The 13,507-nt window shown below is 64.7% G+C and carries 10 protein-coding genes; 6 read left to right on the top strand and 4 right to left on the bottom strand.

Annotated elements, in window-relative coordinates:
- Positions 1–4 precede the first annotated feature (4 nt).
- The 5 genes from NKI64_RS26610 to NKI64_RS26590 are packed head-to-tail and all read left to right on the top strand — an operon-like array spanning position 5 to position 6,425.
- Positions 5–2,968 (top strand): molybdopterin-dependent oxidoreductase, encoded by a 2,964-nt coding sequence (locus NKI64_RS26610; protein ID WP_352671017.1) that lies wholly within the window; start codon positions 5–7, stop codon positions 2,966–2,968.
- The gene (locus NKI64_RS26605) at positions 2,965–4,506 is read left to right on the top strand and encodes a 6-hydroxynicotinate reductase (RefSeq protein ID WP_352671014.1); all 1,542 of its coding nucleotides are present in this window, start codon (positions 2,965–2,967) and stop codon (positions 4,504–4,506) included. Before NKI64_RS26610 ends, NKI64_RS26605 begins: the two co-directional genes overlap by 4 nt.
- Positions 4,506–5,390 (top strand): UPF0280 family protein, encoded by an 885-nt coding sequence (locus NKI64_RS26600; RefSeq protein ID WP_352671011.1) that lies wholly within the window; start codon positions 4,506–4,508, stop codon positions 5,388–5,390. Before NKI64_RS26605 ends, NKI64_RS26600 begins: the two co-directional genes overlap by 1 nt.
- The gene (locus tag NKI64_RS26595) at positions 5,383–5,967 is read left to right on the top strand and encodes an amino acid synthesis family protein (RefSeq protein WP_023806235.1); all 585 of its coding nucleotides are present in this window, start codon (positions 5,383–5,385) and stop codon (positions 5,965–5,967) included. The genes NKI64_RS26600 and NKI64_RS26595 overlap by 8 nt, the downstream gene beginning before the upstream one ends.
- Positions 5,964–6,425 (top strand): MarR family winged helix-turn-helix transcriptional regulator, encoded by a 462-nt coding sequence (locus NKI64_RS26590; RefSeq protein WP_023671294.1) that lies wholly within the window; start codon positions 5,964–5,966, stop codon positions 6,423–6,425. The genes NKI64_RS26595 and NKI64_RS26590 overlap by 4 nt, the downstream gene beginning before the upstream one ends.
- On the opposite strand, the gene NKI64_RS26585 is transcribed toward NKI64_RS26590, so the two are convergent.
- The gene (locus NKI64_RS26585) at positions 6,422–7,537 is read right to left on the bottom strand and encodes an aminomethyl transferase family protein (protein WP_023834784.1); all 1,116 of its coding nucleotides are present in this window, start codon (positions 7,535–7,537) and stop codon (positions 6,422–6,424) included. The two genes, NKI64_RS26590 and NKI64_RS26585, sit on opposite strands and share 4 nt — an antisense overlap.
- 70 nt (positions 7,538–7,607) lie before the next feature.
- Positions 7,608–8,378 carry an ABC transporter substrate-binding protein gene (locus NKI64_RS26580; RefSeq protein ID WP_023683553.1) on the bottom strand — a complete coding sequence of 257 codons (771 nt, stop codon included), beginning with the start codon at positions 8,376–8,378 and terminating at the stop codon, positions 7,608–7,610.
- 254 nt (positions 8,379–8,632) lie between these two features.
- Between NKI64_RS26580 and NKI64_RS26575 the strand changes: the two genes are divergently transcribed.
- On the top strand, positions 8,633–9,523 hold the full coding sequence (locus NKI64_RS26575) for an SGNH/GDSL hydrolase family protein (protein WP_023671297.1): 891 nt from the start codon (positions 8,633–8,635) through the stop codon (positions 9,521–9,523).
- Positions 9,524–9,545: 22 nt separating this feature from the next.
- On the opposite strand, the gene NKI64_RS26570 is transcribed toward NKI64_RS26575, so the two are convergent.
- Together NKI64_RS26570 and NKI64_RS26565 are read right to left on the bottom strand one after the other, a co-directional pair.
- Positions 9,546–11,228: a hydantoinase B/oxoprolinase family protein gene (locus NKI64_RS26570; protein ID WP_023703683.1), complete on the bottom strand. Its 1,683-nt coding sequence runs from the start codon at positions 11,226–11,228 to the stop codon at positions 9,546–9,548.
- A 1-nt stretch (position 11,229) separates the two neighbouring features.
- On the bottom strand, positions 11,230–13,314 hold the full coding sequence (locus NKI64_RS26565; RefSeq protein ID WP_352671007.1) for a hydantoinase/oxoprolinase family protein: 2,085 nt from the start codon (positions 13,312–13,314) through the stop codon (positions 11,230–11,232).
- Positions 13,315–13,507 lie beyond the last annotated feature (193 nt).

Genomic DNA, 13,507 nt, shown 5'->3' with positions numbered 1-13,507 from the left:
TGAGATGATTGAAGCCCTGCCCGACCTCGTGCCGGGCCTCGGCATCGAGCGCGCCGAGATCGCCTTCGCCGTCAATGGCGCCGCCGTCTCGGTCAATGTGCCGCCGCTGCGCCGGCTGTCGCAGGTTTTGCGCGACGAATTGCAGCTGACGGGCACCAAGGTTGGCTGCGATGCCGGCGATTGCGGCGCCTGCACGGTGCTGGTCGACGGCGACGCCGTCTGCGCCTGCCTGATGCCGGCGGCCTCCGCAGCCGGGACGTCCGTAACGACCGTCGAAGGCCTCGCCGATGGCCGGCTCTCGGCGCTGCAGGCGTCCTTCCTGGCACATGGCGCCGCGCAATGCGGCATCTGCACGCCGGCGCTGCTGGTCGCGGCAACGGCGCTGCTGGATGGCACACCGAATCCGACCGAGGCCGAGGTGCAGGATGCGCTGGGTGGCATCCTGTGCCGTTGCACCGGCTACAGAAAGATCATTGCGGCAGTGATGGATGCGGGACGGTTCGAGACGTCGACCGACGGCGCTGCCCCTCATCCGCCTGCCGGCACCTTCACCCCGTATAGTGACGGGGAGAAGGGAAGTGCTCCAGCGCCGACGCTCCCCTCTCCCCGTTCTTCACGGGGAGAGGGTAAGGGTGAGGGGCAGCGCCAACGTCATTCGTTGGAATTCAACTTTGAACGTAGAATGCCAACCACAGGGAATGCTGTAGGCGCCTCCCCGGTCCGGCTCGACGGCGTGCCAAAAGTCACCGGCGCTGAAAAATTCGGCGCCGATGCCTTTCCCGCCGATGCGCTGGCCGTGCTGGTGGTCCGCTCGCCGCATTATCATGCCGGCTTCGCCTTCGGCGACCTGGAGGGCTGGGTGAAGTCGCATCCCGGCATCGTCGGCGTCTTCACCGCCGCCGACATTCCGGGAAAAAACTGTTTCGGCGTCATCGGTCCGTTTGCCGACCAGCCGGCGCTGGCCGAAGGCTTTGCGCGGCTGCGCGGCGAGGCAGTGGCGCTTGTCGCCGGCGAGCGCGAGGCCATGCTCGATCTCGACCTCCAGGATTTCCCGGTCCGCTGGACCGAGCTGCCGCATTTTCTGCAGCCCGGCGACGCGCAGGCAGAAGGGGCTGCGCTCATCCACGCGAACCGCCCGGCCAATTTGTTGACCAAGGGCTTTGTCGAGCGCGGCGACCCCGAGGCGGCGCTTGGCGAGGCTGCTTACACGGTGTCCGGTGCCATCGACACCTCCTATGTCGAGCACGCCTACATCGAGCCGGAAGCCGGCCATGCCTACATGGACGGCGACACGCTGGTCGTCGTCGCCTGCACCCAGGCCCCCTATATGGACCGTGACGAAACGGCAAAGGTGCTCGGTCTTGCCGTCGACAAGGTGCGCATCGTGCCGACCGCGACCGGCGGCGGCTTCGGCTCGAAGCTCGACGTGTCGCTGCAGCCGCTCATCGGGCTTGTGGCACTGAAGACCGGCCGGCCGGCGGCGCTTGCCTACACCCGCACCGAATCCATGATGTCGACCACCAAGCGACATCCGTCCGAGATGAAGGCGACCATCGGCGTAGATGCCGAGGGCCATGTCACCGGCATGGTCTTCACAGGCGATTTCAACACCGGCGCCTATGCCAGCTGGGGCCCGACCGTCGCCAACCGCGTGCCGGTGCATGCCTCCGGTCCCTATGCGACGCCGAACTACCGCGCCGAAGGCCGCGCCATCCACACCCACGGGCCGATCTCCGGCGCCTTCCGTGGCTTCGGCGTGCCGCAGGCGACGATCATGCAGGAGACGCTCTATGATGAGCTCGCCGGCAAGCTTGGCATGGACCGGCTCGATTTTCGGCTGAAGAACTGCCTTCGGAACGGATCCGAAACGGTTACCGGACAGCGACTGGAGTCGGGCGTCGGCATATTCGAGTGCCTCGACTCCTTGCGGCTGCATTGGGCTCGCGCGACGGCCGACGCAGATACATTCAACAATGCCAATACGAGCAAAAAGCGCGGCGTCGGCATCGCGTCCTGCTGGTATGGCTGCGGCAACACCTCGCTGCCCAATCCGTCGACCATAAGGGTCGGTATCTCGCCAGAGGGGGAGGTCATCCTGCATCAGGGCGCCGTCGATATCGGCCAGGGCTCCAACACCGTCATCGCCCAGATCTGCGCCGACGCACTCGGCCTGCCGCTGGAAAAATTCAAGCTGAAGAGCGCCGACACTGCGATCAGCCCCGACGCCGGCAAAACATCGGCCTCGCGCCAGACTTTTGTCACCGGCAAGGCGGCCGAGAAGGCCGGCCGCGCCTTGCGCGAAAAAATCCTGCGCTTTGCCAATGTCTCGGAGAACGCTGCCCTGCAATTGGACGGCCCGGCGATCGTCATTCGTGAAGGCGAAGCCACTCGGCGCATCGATCTCGCCGCGCTCGATGTCGATGCGGACAGTTTCGTCTTTCGCGCCGAGGAGACCTACGATCCGCCGACGCTGCCGCTCGATGCCAAGGGCCAGGGCAAGCCTTACGCCGTCTATGGCTACGGCGCGCAGATCGCCGAACTCGAAGTCGATCTCAAGCTTGGCACCGTGAAGCTGCTGAAAATCACCGCCGCACACGATGTCGGCAAGGCGATCAATCCGCTGCTGGTCGAAGGCCAGATCGAAGGCGGCATCGCGCAAGGCATCGGCATGGCGCTGATGGAGGAATACATCCCCGGTCGCACCGAGAATTTGCACGACTATCTCATCCCGACCATCGGCGATGTGCCTGAGATCGAGCACATATTGATCGAGGTTCCCGATCCGGAGGGACCGTTCGGCGCCAAGGGCCTGGGCGAGCATGTGCTGATCCCGACCGCACCCGCCATCCTCAACGCCATACGCCACGCCACCGGCGTTCTCATCACCAAGGTTCCGGCGACGCCGGCGCGCATCCGCGCCGCCATCCGCGAAAAAGATGGCATCCGCGACAAGGAGGCACGCCGATGAGCGAGCTTGCCGAACGCTTCGAAACCCACGATCCGGGCGAAAAGCTGGTGGCGGAAAAGATCCGCTGCGATGCCTGTCCGGTGATGTGCTACATCGCCGATGGCCGCACCGGCGCCTGCGACCGCTACGGCAATGTCGGTGGCCGCATCGTGCGTATGGACCCGCTGACCATCCTCGACCATGCGGCAGAGAGCGGCGCCGCGGTCGTGCCCTTCACCGCCGAGGGCGAGCAATGGGACGGCGAACTGGTCAACACCGGCCGCCGCTTCGTCACTGCGATCGGCGCCGGCACCACCTATCCCGACTACAAGCCAGCCCCCTTCATCGTCAGCCAGGAGGTCGAGGGCGTCGATCTGGTGACCGTGGTCACCGAAGGCATTTTTTCGTACTGCGGCGTCAAGGTGAAGATCGACACGGACCGTCATCTCGGCCCCGAAACGGCAATCGTGCGCGCGCAAGGCGAGGCGATCGGCCACGTCACGACAGGCGAATATGGCTCGCAGATGCTGTCGCTGGGCGGCGTGCATCATCTGACCGGCGGCTCCAAGGCCGAAGGCCGGGCAACCTGTGACGCGATGCTCAGTCTGTGCAATCGCAAGCCGGTCGAACTGACCATCGATGGCGGCGCCACCATCACCGTCGAAGCCGGCAAACCACCTGTCATCGACGGCAAGCAGGAACACCGCATGCGGGTCGGCTGCGGCTCGGCCACCATCGGCATGTTCGCCACGCAATGGCGCGGCCTTGTCGACGAGGTGGTGGTGGTCGACGACCACATCACCGGCGTCGTCTCCGAGCATCAGGCCGGCAAGGTGCTGGGCTGGCAGGACACCGGCATCAAGATCATCGGCCGCCGTTCGACGCCGGGCCGCTATTTCAAGGTTTCCGAGCCCGGCCTCGGCTGGGGCGGCACCTCGATTTCCGACCCGCTGTCGATCCTCGGCGGATGGAACGCCAAGAAGGGCGCCCGCCCCGGCCTGTCGCTGCTGATGGTGTCGACCACCGGCGAGCAGTTCGCCTATTACGAGCTCGACGACGAGTTGAAGCCGGTGGAAAAACCGTTCCCCGAGCGGCTGCAGAAATCGGTCGGCCTGATCGAGGACAATTGCGAGCCGGCGCTCTGCACCGTGCTGTTCATCGGCGGCGCCGGCGGTTCGCTGCGCGCCGGCGTCACCGAAAACCCGGTCAATCTCACCCGCTCGGTGCAGGGCTTGAATACCTATGTTACCGTTGGTGGCGCGCCGGTCTATGTCTGGCCGGGCGGCGGCATCACGCTGATGGTCGACGTCATGCGCGTGCCGGAAGGCGCCTTCGGCTATGTGCCGACGCCGGCGCTGGTGGCGCCGATCGAATTCACGCTACGCCGCGACGACTATGTCCGGCTGGGCGGCTACGAGGCCGAGATACGCAGCGTCGAGGATATCGTTGCCAAAGGCGGCGAATATCTCAACCCGCGCCGCGGTTCAGCCGCCGAGGCCCACAATCCATGGCCGCCGCTGGCGCAGTTGCGCCGCGTCGGCTCGAACGGGGCCTCTTGATGCAAGGCCCGCAAGTCCACTGGCTGCAGGACGGCAAGCGGCTGCACCTCAACCACGGGCCGATCGACCTGATCGTCGAAGCCTTTGGTGAGGCGGCTGAGTGTCGTGCCGCCTACGAGCAGGCGATCGAGCGCTTCCAGACGATCCTGATCGAGTTGGTCGAGGAGCTTCCCGAATTGCGGCTGCCGGCATTTTTCCTGGCGCCGCGCACCTTCGCCGGCCCGACCGCGCGGCGCATGGAAGCAGCCGTCATGCCGTTGGCGGAATGCTTCATCACGCCGATGGCCGCCGTCGCGGGATCGGTAGCCGACGAAATGCTCTCGGCATTGCTTGCCGGTCGCAAGCTCGACCGGGCCTATGTCAACAATGGCGGCGACAGCGCCCTCCATATCGGCAAGGGCCAGTCGATGAACCTGGCGATCGCCGGCACCGGCAACGGCATGGCCGACCGCCTCACCATTCGCTCGGCGGACGGCGTGCGCGGCGTCGCCACCAGCGGCTGGCGCGGCCGTTCGTTCTCGCTTGGCATTGCCGACGCCGTCACCGTGCTGGCGCACACCGGCGCCGAGGCCGATGCGGCCGCGACACTCATTGCCAACGCCGTCGACCTGCCCGGCAATCCCGCCATCAAGCGCATTCCCGCGCAGGACTTGGCGCCCGACAGCGATCTCGGCGCGCGGCTGGTGACACAAGCCGTCGGCATGCTCGCGCGTGGCGATGTGGAGCGGGCGCTGGACAATGGCCTTGCCGTCGCCGAAGATTTTCGCCGGCGCGGCCTGATTGCCGCATCGGCGCTGTTTCTAGGTGGGGAAGCCCGCATCAGTGGTTCCATGGCGCTTGCCGCGCCCAACAAAAATCCAGGGAAGGAAGTTGCCCATGCCTGAGTTTCCGATCCGCAAGATCGCGGTTCTGACCGAAGAGATCTTTCACGATGGCGGCCCGGTCGCAGCTGCGCCGCGCCGCCGCGCGGCGGCCGTGGCGCTGGTGAAGAACCCGTTCGCCGGCCGCTACGTCGAAGAACTGCAGAGCGCCATGGACGATCTGAAGCCGCTTGGCCTGCTGCTCACCGACAAGCTCATTGCCGCATTGGGCGGCGACATCAAGCAGATCGACGCCTACGGCAAGGGCACCATTGTCGGCTCGTCGGGGGAGCTGGAGCACGGCGCGCTGTGGCACGTTCCTGGCGGCTACGCCATGCGCGAGCGGCTGGGCGACGCCAAGGCGATCGTGCCGTCGGCAACCAAGGTCGGCGCCTTCGGCTCGCGGCTTGACGTGCCGCTCGGCCACACCAACGCCGCCTATGTCCGCAGCCATTTCGACGCCATGGAGGTCGGCCTCAGCGACGGGCCGCGTGCCGACGAAATCCTGTTTTGCCTCGCCATGAGCTGCGGCCCGCGCGTGCATGACCGCATGGGCGGCCTGGCGGTCGGCGACATCAAGGCCTGGGACGGCTTGCGATGAGCGGCGGGGACAATCTTCTCAAGCTCGTCGAGGCCGAAGAGCCCGACGAACATGACTACCGCCTGCAGGAGCAGGTCGGCTTCATCCTGCGCAAGGCGCATCAGCGCCATGTCTCGATCTTTGCCGCCCAGATCAGCGACCTGACGCCGCCGCAATTCGCTGCACTTGCCAAGCTGCACGACGTCGGCGAGACCTCGCAGAACCAGTTGGGCACGCTGATCGCCATGGATGCGGCGACGGTCAAGGGCGTCATCGACCGGCTGAAGGCGCGTGGCCTGGTCGATCTGACCAAACACGAGGTCGACAAGAGGCGGCTGCTGGTCAACCTCACGCCAGAGGGACGCGAGGCGATCGAGCGGCTGATCCCGCTGGCCCGCGCCATCACCCAGGAAACGCTGGCGCCGCTGACCGCCAAGGAGGCCGCTACGTTTATGCGGCTGCTGGCGAAACTCGCCTAGGCGCGCAGTCTCGTGCCTTCTGGATCGAAGAACGGCATCGGCGCCACCACCGCGCGTGTCCGCTTGCCGTCAATGTCGGTGCTGAGTTCGGTGCCGATGGCGGTGAACGGCAGCCGCAGATGCGCGGTCGCCAGCACCTTGCCCAGCGAATAGCCGTGATCGCTATAGGTGACGACACCGGCATCCTCGCCGTCGGCGAAAACCCTGGCATCCGTCGCGGCCGGCTTGTCACCGTCGAGAATCAGCCCGGTCCAGCGTTCGTCGAGCCCCTTGCCGCGAATTGTGAGCAATGCCTCGCGGCCGATGAACTCGCCCTTGTCGAACTTGATCCAGCGATCGAGCCCGACATGGAAGGGCGTACGGCTCTCGTCCATGTCGATGCCATGCGCCGGATAGGCCTTTTCCAGCCCGAGCGTGAACATGGCCAGCACGCCGTATGGCTTCAGGCCGAAATCGCTACCGGTCCGCATCAGCGCGTCCCAGACGGAAGTGGCCTCGTCCGCCGGCACGAACAGTTCGAAGCCGAGCTCGCCGGTCACCCCGGTGCGTGAGATCAGGACTTTGGTCTCGCCGACGCGCCCTGAAGTGAACGCCCAGCGTTTCAACTCTTCGAGATCGGCATCCGACACTATAGCTTTCAGCAGCTCGCGTGAGCGCGGCCCCTGTATGGTCGGGAAGGCGACGGCCGCGGTGATGTCGGTGACATAGGCCTTTCGCGCTTCAGCATGATGCTGCAGCCAGGGCAGCATCTTCAGCCGGTTGACCGAGCCGGTCACCAGCATGAAATGCTCAGGCGCCAGCCGGAACACGGTGAGGTCGTCCATGATGCCGCCATCGTCGCGGCAGACGGTGGAATAGCGCACCTGGCCGGGCTTCATCGCGGCGGCATCGTTGACGATGATGTGGTTGACCAGCGCCTCGGCTTCCGGCCCCTTGATGTCCATCTTGCCCATGGTGCTGAGATCCTGCACGCCGACATTCTTGCGCGTGTTCAGATGCTCGTCGGCGATGCCGGAATAAGTTTTGGCCGAGACGAAGTCGCCGCCGACCCGGCCCATCGTGGCGCCGAGGCCAACGATGCTGGTGTAGAAAGGGGAGCGCCGCTCAACCAAGAAACTTCTCCGTCATCTCATGAAAACGGCAGCGCCGGGTGGCGCTGCCGAGGTCGGGTTGGCTGAGGGATTAACCCCCGTAGACGTCGAAGGCGAAGTACTTGTCGTTGATTTCCTTGTACTTGCCGTTGGCACGCAGGGCGTCGATGGCGGCATTGAACTTGTCGGCCAGTTCCTTGTTGCCCTTTTGCAGGGCGATGCCGACGCCGGGTCCATGAATGGCCGGATCAGCGGTGAGCGTGCCGAGCAATTTGCAGCAGGCGCCATCGGGCTTCTTCAGCCATTCGGTCAGGATGATCGAGCCGTCCATCATCGCGTCGAGCCGGCCATTGGCCATGTCGGTGCGGGCGTCGTCGCCGGTCGGATACGCTTTCACGGTCGAGCCGGAGTATTTCTGCTCGGCGAAATTCTGGTGGATGGTTGCGCTCTGCACGCCCAGCACCTTGCCCTTCAGATCGTCCGGCGATGTGCCGGCGATGGTCGAATCCTTCGGCACGGCGATGGCCGGCGGCGTCTGGTAATATTTGTGGGTGAACTCGACCTTCTCGGCCCGTTCCGGCGTGATGGTGATGTTGATGATGGCGTCGAACTTGCCGGCCTGCAGCGCCGGAATGGAACCATCGAAATCCTGTACGGAGAATTCGCACTCGGCCTTCATCTCGGCACACAGCGCCTTGCCGAGGTCGATGTCGAAGCCGCCCAGCGTGCCGTCCGAATTGGCATAGTTGAAAGGCGGATAGGCGCCCTCGGTCCCGATCCTGAGTTTCTCGGCGGAGGCAGCACCGGTCCCAAGCAGCAGGGCGGCGGAAGCGGCAAGCACGAAACGACCGAAAAGACGCATGTTCCTGATCTCCGTTGACTAAGCAATTCCAGGGAAGGTGTTGGCGGTTTCCCGTCCGGAATTGCGCGAAAACAAGGATAGAAGTCTATGGTCTTTTGCAGGCCCCACGGAGACGGAAACGACATGCTCTGCGGCGATCACGGCGCGGCAAGCCGTCCTTCCTCAGGAATCTTACTGTGATCTAAATTACAGACCGATCATGGACATGGGCGCATGCACAGCTGGAAGTAGACGGTCGTGGGAGGGACCTGGGGATGGACCAGCAGGAATTCGTGCAGGAAGCCGCGCAGCGGCGCATAGACGACGACATCGCCAAGCGCATCAAGGTTCACCAGGCCAACATCGAGCGGCTCGAAACCGCAAGGGAAAGCGCCGGCAATCTCGAGGCGGCCGTCGCCAACCGGCCGCTGGTGATGCTGGCGCAGGGCGATTCCTGGTTCGACTATCCGCTCACCGGCAACGGCTTTCCGTTCGTCGACACCGACGTGATCGCGCAGCTGCGCCGCATCGGCTCGATGCCGCCGACCATCCTCAACCTTGCCCATCATGGCGATGCGGCGACCGACGAGATGTCGCTGCCCAAGCAGCAGCGCATGATCGCCGCCCTGCGCAACAAGGCCAACTGGCTGGACGGCAAGCCCGATGCCATCCTGTTCTCTGCCGGTGGCAACGACATTGCCGGCGACCAGTTCTGCATCTTCCTCGACTTCAATGACGGCCACGCCCCCGGGCTGAACAAGAACCGCTTCACCAAGGCGCTCGGCATGGTCGAGGCCTGCTATCTCGATTTGTTCGCGCTGCGCGACCGCGTCGCGCCAGGCGTGCCGATCTTTGGCCATTGCTATGATTTTCCGATCCCGAACGGAGCGCATCCGTCCTGTGTCGGCCCGTGGCTGAAACCGTCGCTCGATTTCTGCAACTGGACGGTCGCCAAGGGCACGGTCATCGTTCACGACGCGCTGGCGGCGTTCCGCGATGTGGTGAAGCGCCTGGCCGACGATCCCAACAACAATTTCCATCTGGTCGACACGCAGGGAACGTTGAAGGTGGCCGACTGGGCCAACGAACTGCATCCCGATCCCGCCGGCTTCAAGAAGATCGCGCAAAAATTCGCCGATGCGCTGAAGGCCAAGCTGCAGACCTGACGCGGCTCGGGCCTGTCGGCTGTCAGGTTCCGAACAGCTCTTTGGCTTGTTCAACGGTGTAGTAACCAAGCCTGATGTCTTCGGCGACCAGTTTCGGGTCGCGCTCACGCGGATCGCCATAGCCGCCGCCGCCCGGCGTGCCGACGCGCACGCGGTCGCCGGCCTTGAGCGCGATGTCCTGTTCCTTGGACAGATGCGGCGGCACATGTGCCTCGCCGGCGCGGAACACGGTCACCGTGTTGACCGCGCCGTCCCTGCCGCCGAGCGCGCCTTGCGGGCCGAAACGGCCATGGTCCATGACGAAGGACGCGCGCGCTTCGCCTCGCAAGATCTCGACCTCATAGGCGAGGCCGAAGCCGCCGCGCTGCTTGCCGGCGCCGCCCGAGCCTTCGCGCAAGGCATAGTGGCGGTAGAGCACAGGAAACGCCTGCTCCATGATCTCGACCGGCGGCGATTTGGAAATGCCGATGGTAGAGCAGCCATTGGTCAGCCCGTCATGGCCTGAATTGCCGCCATAGCCGCCGCCGGAGATCTGATACATCACATAGTCGCGGCCGCGCGCCGGATCGTTGCCGCCCAGCGCGAAATTGCCGCTGGAGCCGGCGGGTGCAGCCGTCACCTTTTCCGGCAGCGCCTGCACCATCGCCGCGAACACCGCCTCGGCGATGCGCTGCGAGACTTCAGCCGCGCAGCCCGAGACCGGCCGTGGGTATTTCGCGTCGAGGAACGTGCCTTCCGGCCGCTTGACGATCAGGGGCTCGAAGGCGCCGGCGCTGATCGGTACATCCGGGAAAATATGGCGCATGGCGAGATAGACCGACGACAAAGTCGTCGCCAGCACGCTGTTCATCGGCCCGGCACAGGGTTTTGACGAACCGGTGAAATCGAAGGTCAGCGTGTCGCCCTTCTTCTCCACCGCGAGCGCGATGGTCAGCGGCTCGTTGACCACGCCGTCCGAGTCGACAAAGGCCTTCGAGCTGTAGGTGCCGTCGGGAATGGCGGAGATGTTGGCGCGCATCTGCTCGGCGGCGCGGCGACGCAGTTCGGCGATCGCCCCGACGACGGTTTCGTCCCCGTAACGATCGAGGATTCCATTGAGCCGGTCCTGACCGATCAACAGTGCCGCGGCTTGCGCCCTTATATCGCCGATGCGCTGGTCGGCGACGCGGATGTTGGAGCAGATGATGGCGTAGATTTCGGAGTCGAGCACGCCCTTCTTGAACAGCTTGACCGGCGGCAGCCGCAGGCCTTCCTGCTCGACGGCTGTGGCGGAGGCGGAGAAGCCGCCCGGCACCGAGCCACCGATATCGGGCCAGTGGCCGGTATTCGATAGCCAGCAAAATATCTTGCCGTCGCGGTAGACTGGCATGGCGAAGCGCACGTCCATGAGATGCGTGCCGCCGAGATAGGGATCGTTGACGATGTAGATGTCGCCCGGCTCAGGCGGCAGGCAACGGCCGTCGGCGATCATCTCGATCACCGTTTTGGTCGAATACTGCATGACGCCGACGAACACCGGCAGGCCCTGGCTGCCTTGTGCGATCAACGAACCATCGACGGCCGAGTAGATGCCGTCGGAGCGGTCATTGGCCTCGGCGATGACAGGCGAGAAGGCAGCGCGGGAGAAAGTGAGATCCATCTCGTCGCAGACCTGCTGCAAGGCTGCCTGCAGGACCGAAAGCGTGATGGCGTCGAGCTTTTGCATCTCAGGCCTCGCCAATGTCGATGATGATGTTGCCGTCGGCGTCCGATCTTGCGCGGTCGCCGGGTTCGAGCACGGTGGTGGCGTCCATCTGTTCGAGGATCGCCGGCCCTTGGATAACGGCATCGAGCGGCAATTTTTCGCGTGCGTATATCGGCGTATCGTGCCAGCGTCCGGCATACCAGACCGGCCTTGTCTCGCGCAGCGCCTCGTCTAGCGTCTTTGTACGTCCGGCCGGGTCGATCAGCCGTGACAGGTCGATTGCCGGCCGCACGCCCGTCACCGACGTGTTGAGGTTGACCAGATTGGCGCGGATCTCCGGCAACTCGACCTTGAAGCGGGCGAAATAGGCTTTTTCGAACAGCGCCTGCAACTCCTGCCTTGTCACCGATGAAGACGGCAGCGCCACGTTGATGATGTGGGTCTGGCCGACGAACTGCATGTCGGCAGAGTGCGTAACGCGGATCGTTTCCGGCTTCACCGCTTCCTTGCCGATCAGTTCCTCGCCTTCCCCGCGGTGACGTTCCAGCACCTCGCGAAGCCGGGCTTCATCAAGCACGGCGACCGGCTGGTTGATGGTGTTGACGAAGTCATGGCGCAGATCGGCCACGACGCAGCCGAGCGCGTTGGTGATGCCCGGACGGGCCGGCACCAGCACGCGGGGCAGGCCGAGTTCGCGTGCCAGCGCGGTTGCATGCAGCGGCCCGGCGCCGCCGAAGGCGAACAGCGCGAAATCACGCGGATCATGGCCGCGCGACACCGAGACCATGCGGATGGCGCCGGCCATTTTCATGTTGCCGAGCCGCAGGATTGCACCCGCCGCCTCGACGCCGGAGAGGCCGGTGGCCTTGCCTATTCTGTCTTCGAAGATGCCGGTGACCCGCTCGACGGTGACCGGATTTTCGACCGCCAGCAGCTTCTTCGGCGCCAGCCGGCCCAGCACCAGATTGGCGTCGGTGATGGTCGGCTCCAGGCCGCCGCGGCCGTAGCAGATCGGGCCGGGATTGGCGCCGGCACTTTCCGGGCCGATCTGGATCAGCCCGGCGGCATCGACCCGGGCGATGGAGCCGCCGCCGGCACCGACCGTATGCACCGCCACCATCGGCACATGGATCGGCATCGCATATTCGATCTCGATCTCGTTCGAGACGGCGGGCTCCGCATTGCGGATCAGCGCCACGTCGGTCGAGGTGCCGCCCATGTCGTAGGTGACGAGGTTTTCAAAGCCGGCGCGCTTGCCCGTATAGGCGGCGGCGATGACGCCGGAGGCCGGGCCGGACATCACGGTCTTGGCCGATTCGCGGGTGACGAAACGGGCCGAGATCATGCCGCCATTGCCGTTCATGATCAGGAAGTCGCGGGCATAGCCCTTGGCAGCCAATTCCTTGCGCAGCCGCTCGACATAACGCTCGAGGATCGGCTGCACCGAGGCGTTGACCGCGGCGGTCACGCCGCGCTCGAATTCGCGGGCTTCCGACAGCAGCGCATGGCCAGTCGTGATGTAGCCGTTCGGCCAAAACTCGGCGGCGATTTCGGCCGCGCGCCGCTCATGCGAAGGGTTGGCGTAGGAATGCAGGAAATGGATGACGAGGGACTCGCAGCCGGCCACGATCAGCGTCTTCACGGCGTCGCGCATCTCGGCCTCGTCGAGCGGCGTGCGCACCGCGCCCGACGCTTCGACGCGCTCCGACACTTCGAGCCGGAGATCGCGCGGGATGATCGGAACGAAGCTTCCGGTCATGCCGTAGGGCTGCGGCCGTGTGCGGCGGCCAAGCTCGATCACGTCGCGAAAACCGCGCGTGGTGATCATGCCGGTTTTCGCCAGCCTGCGTTCCAGCACCGCATTGGTGGTGGTGGTCGTGCCATGCACGATGAGGTCGATGCCGTCTATGGCAAAGCCTGTGGCGCCCAGCGCTGAAACCACGCCGAACGCCTGGTTGTCGACCGTCGTCGGCGTCTTGGCGATATGCACCTTTCCGCCATCTTTGCCGTCGATCAAAATGAGGTCGGTGAAGGTTCCGCCGACATCGATGCCGGCAACGACGTGACCCAGGGAATTCGGTTGTTGCACCGAAAAATTCTCTTTCATTGTCGAAACCCGAAATGGCGGAACTACGAATATGCCGCAGTTTGGAAAGCTGTTTTAGCGTGGTATCTTGACACAAATATCGTTTGTATACTAATAAATTTGGGACACAAGAGCTCACTGCTTTGGAGTGTGTGAACGGCTCGCCGGGACCTGAATGGTCTGGGCGCGCAGGAAACGGTTTGGCGCCCGCGTA

Origin of the sequence: Mesorhizobium sp. M0478, assembly GCF_040321305.1 — a bacterium.
Lineage (GTDB): Bacteria > Pseudomonadota > Alphaproteobacteria > Rhizobiales > Rhizobiaceae > Mesorhizobium.
The sequence above is the reverse complement of the archived record's forward strand: the minus strand, read 5'-3'. Positions and strand labels throughout refer to the sequence as shown.

Bases quoted from the DNA above. Each gene is read 5' to 3' on its own strand.
- NKI64_RS26570 (WP_023703683.1), bottom strand. From the start codon at position 11,228: ATGCAAAAGCTCGACGCCATCACGCTTTCGGTCCTGCAGGCAGCCTTG.
- NKI64_RS26610 (WP_352671017.1), top strand. From the start codon at position 5: ATGATTGAAGCCCTGCCCGACCTCGTGCCGGGCCTCGGCATCGAGCGC.
- NKI64_RS26600 (WP_352671011.1), top strand. From the start codon at position 4,506: ATGCAAGGCCCGCAAGTCCACTGGCTGCAGGACGGCAAGCGGCTGCAC.
- NKI64_RS26580 (WP_023683553.1), bottom strand. From the start codon at position 8,378: ATGCGTCTTTTCGGTCGTTTCGTGCTTGCCGCTTCCGCCGCCCTGCTG.
- NKI64_RS26595 (WP_023806235.1), top strand. From the start codon at position 5,383: ATGCCTGAGTTTCCGATCCGCAAGATCGCGGTTCTGACCGAAGAGATC.
- NKI64_RS26565 (WP_352671007.1), bottom strand. From the start codon at position 13,314: ATGAAAGAGAATTTTTCGGTGCAACAACCGAATTCCCTGGGTCACGTC.
- NKI64_RS26605 (WP_352671014.1), top strand. From the start codon at position 2,965: ATGAGCGAGCTTGCCGAACGCTTCGAAACCCACGATCCGGGCGAAAAG.
- NKI64_RS26590 (WP_023671294.1), top strand. From the start codon at position 5,964: ATGAGCGGCGGGGACAATCTTCTCAAGCTCGTCGAGGCCGAAGAGCCC.
- NKI64_RS26575 (WP_023671297.1), top strand. From the start codon at position 8,633: ATGGACCAGCAGGAATTCGTGCAGGAAGCCGCGCAGCGGCGCATAGAC.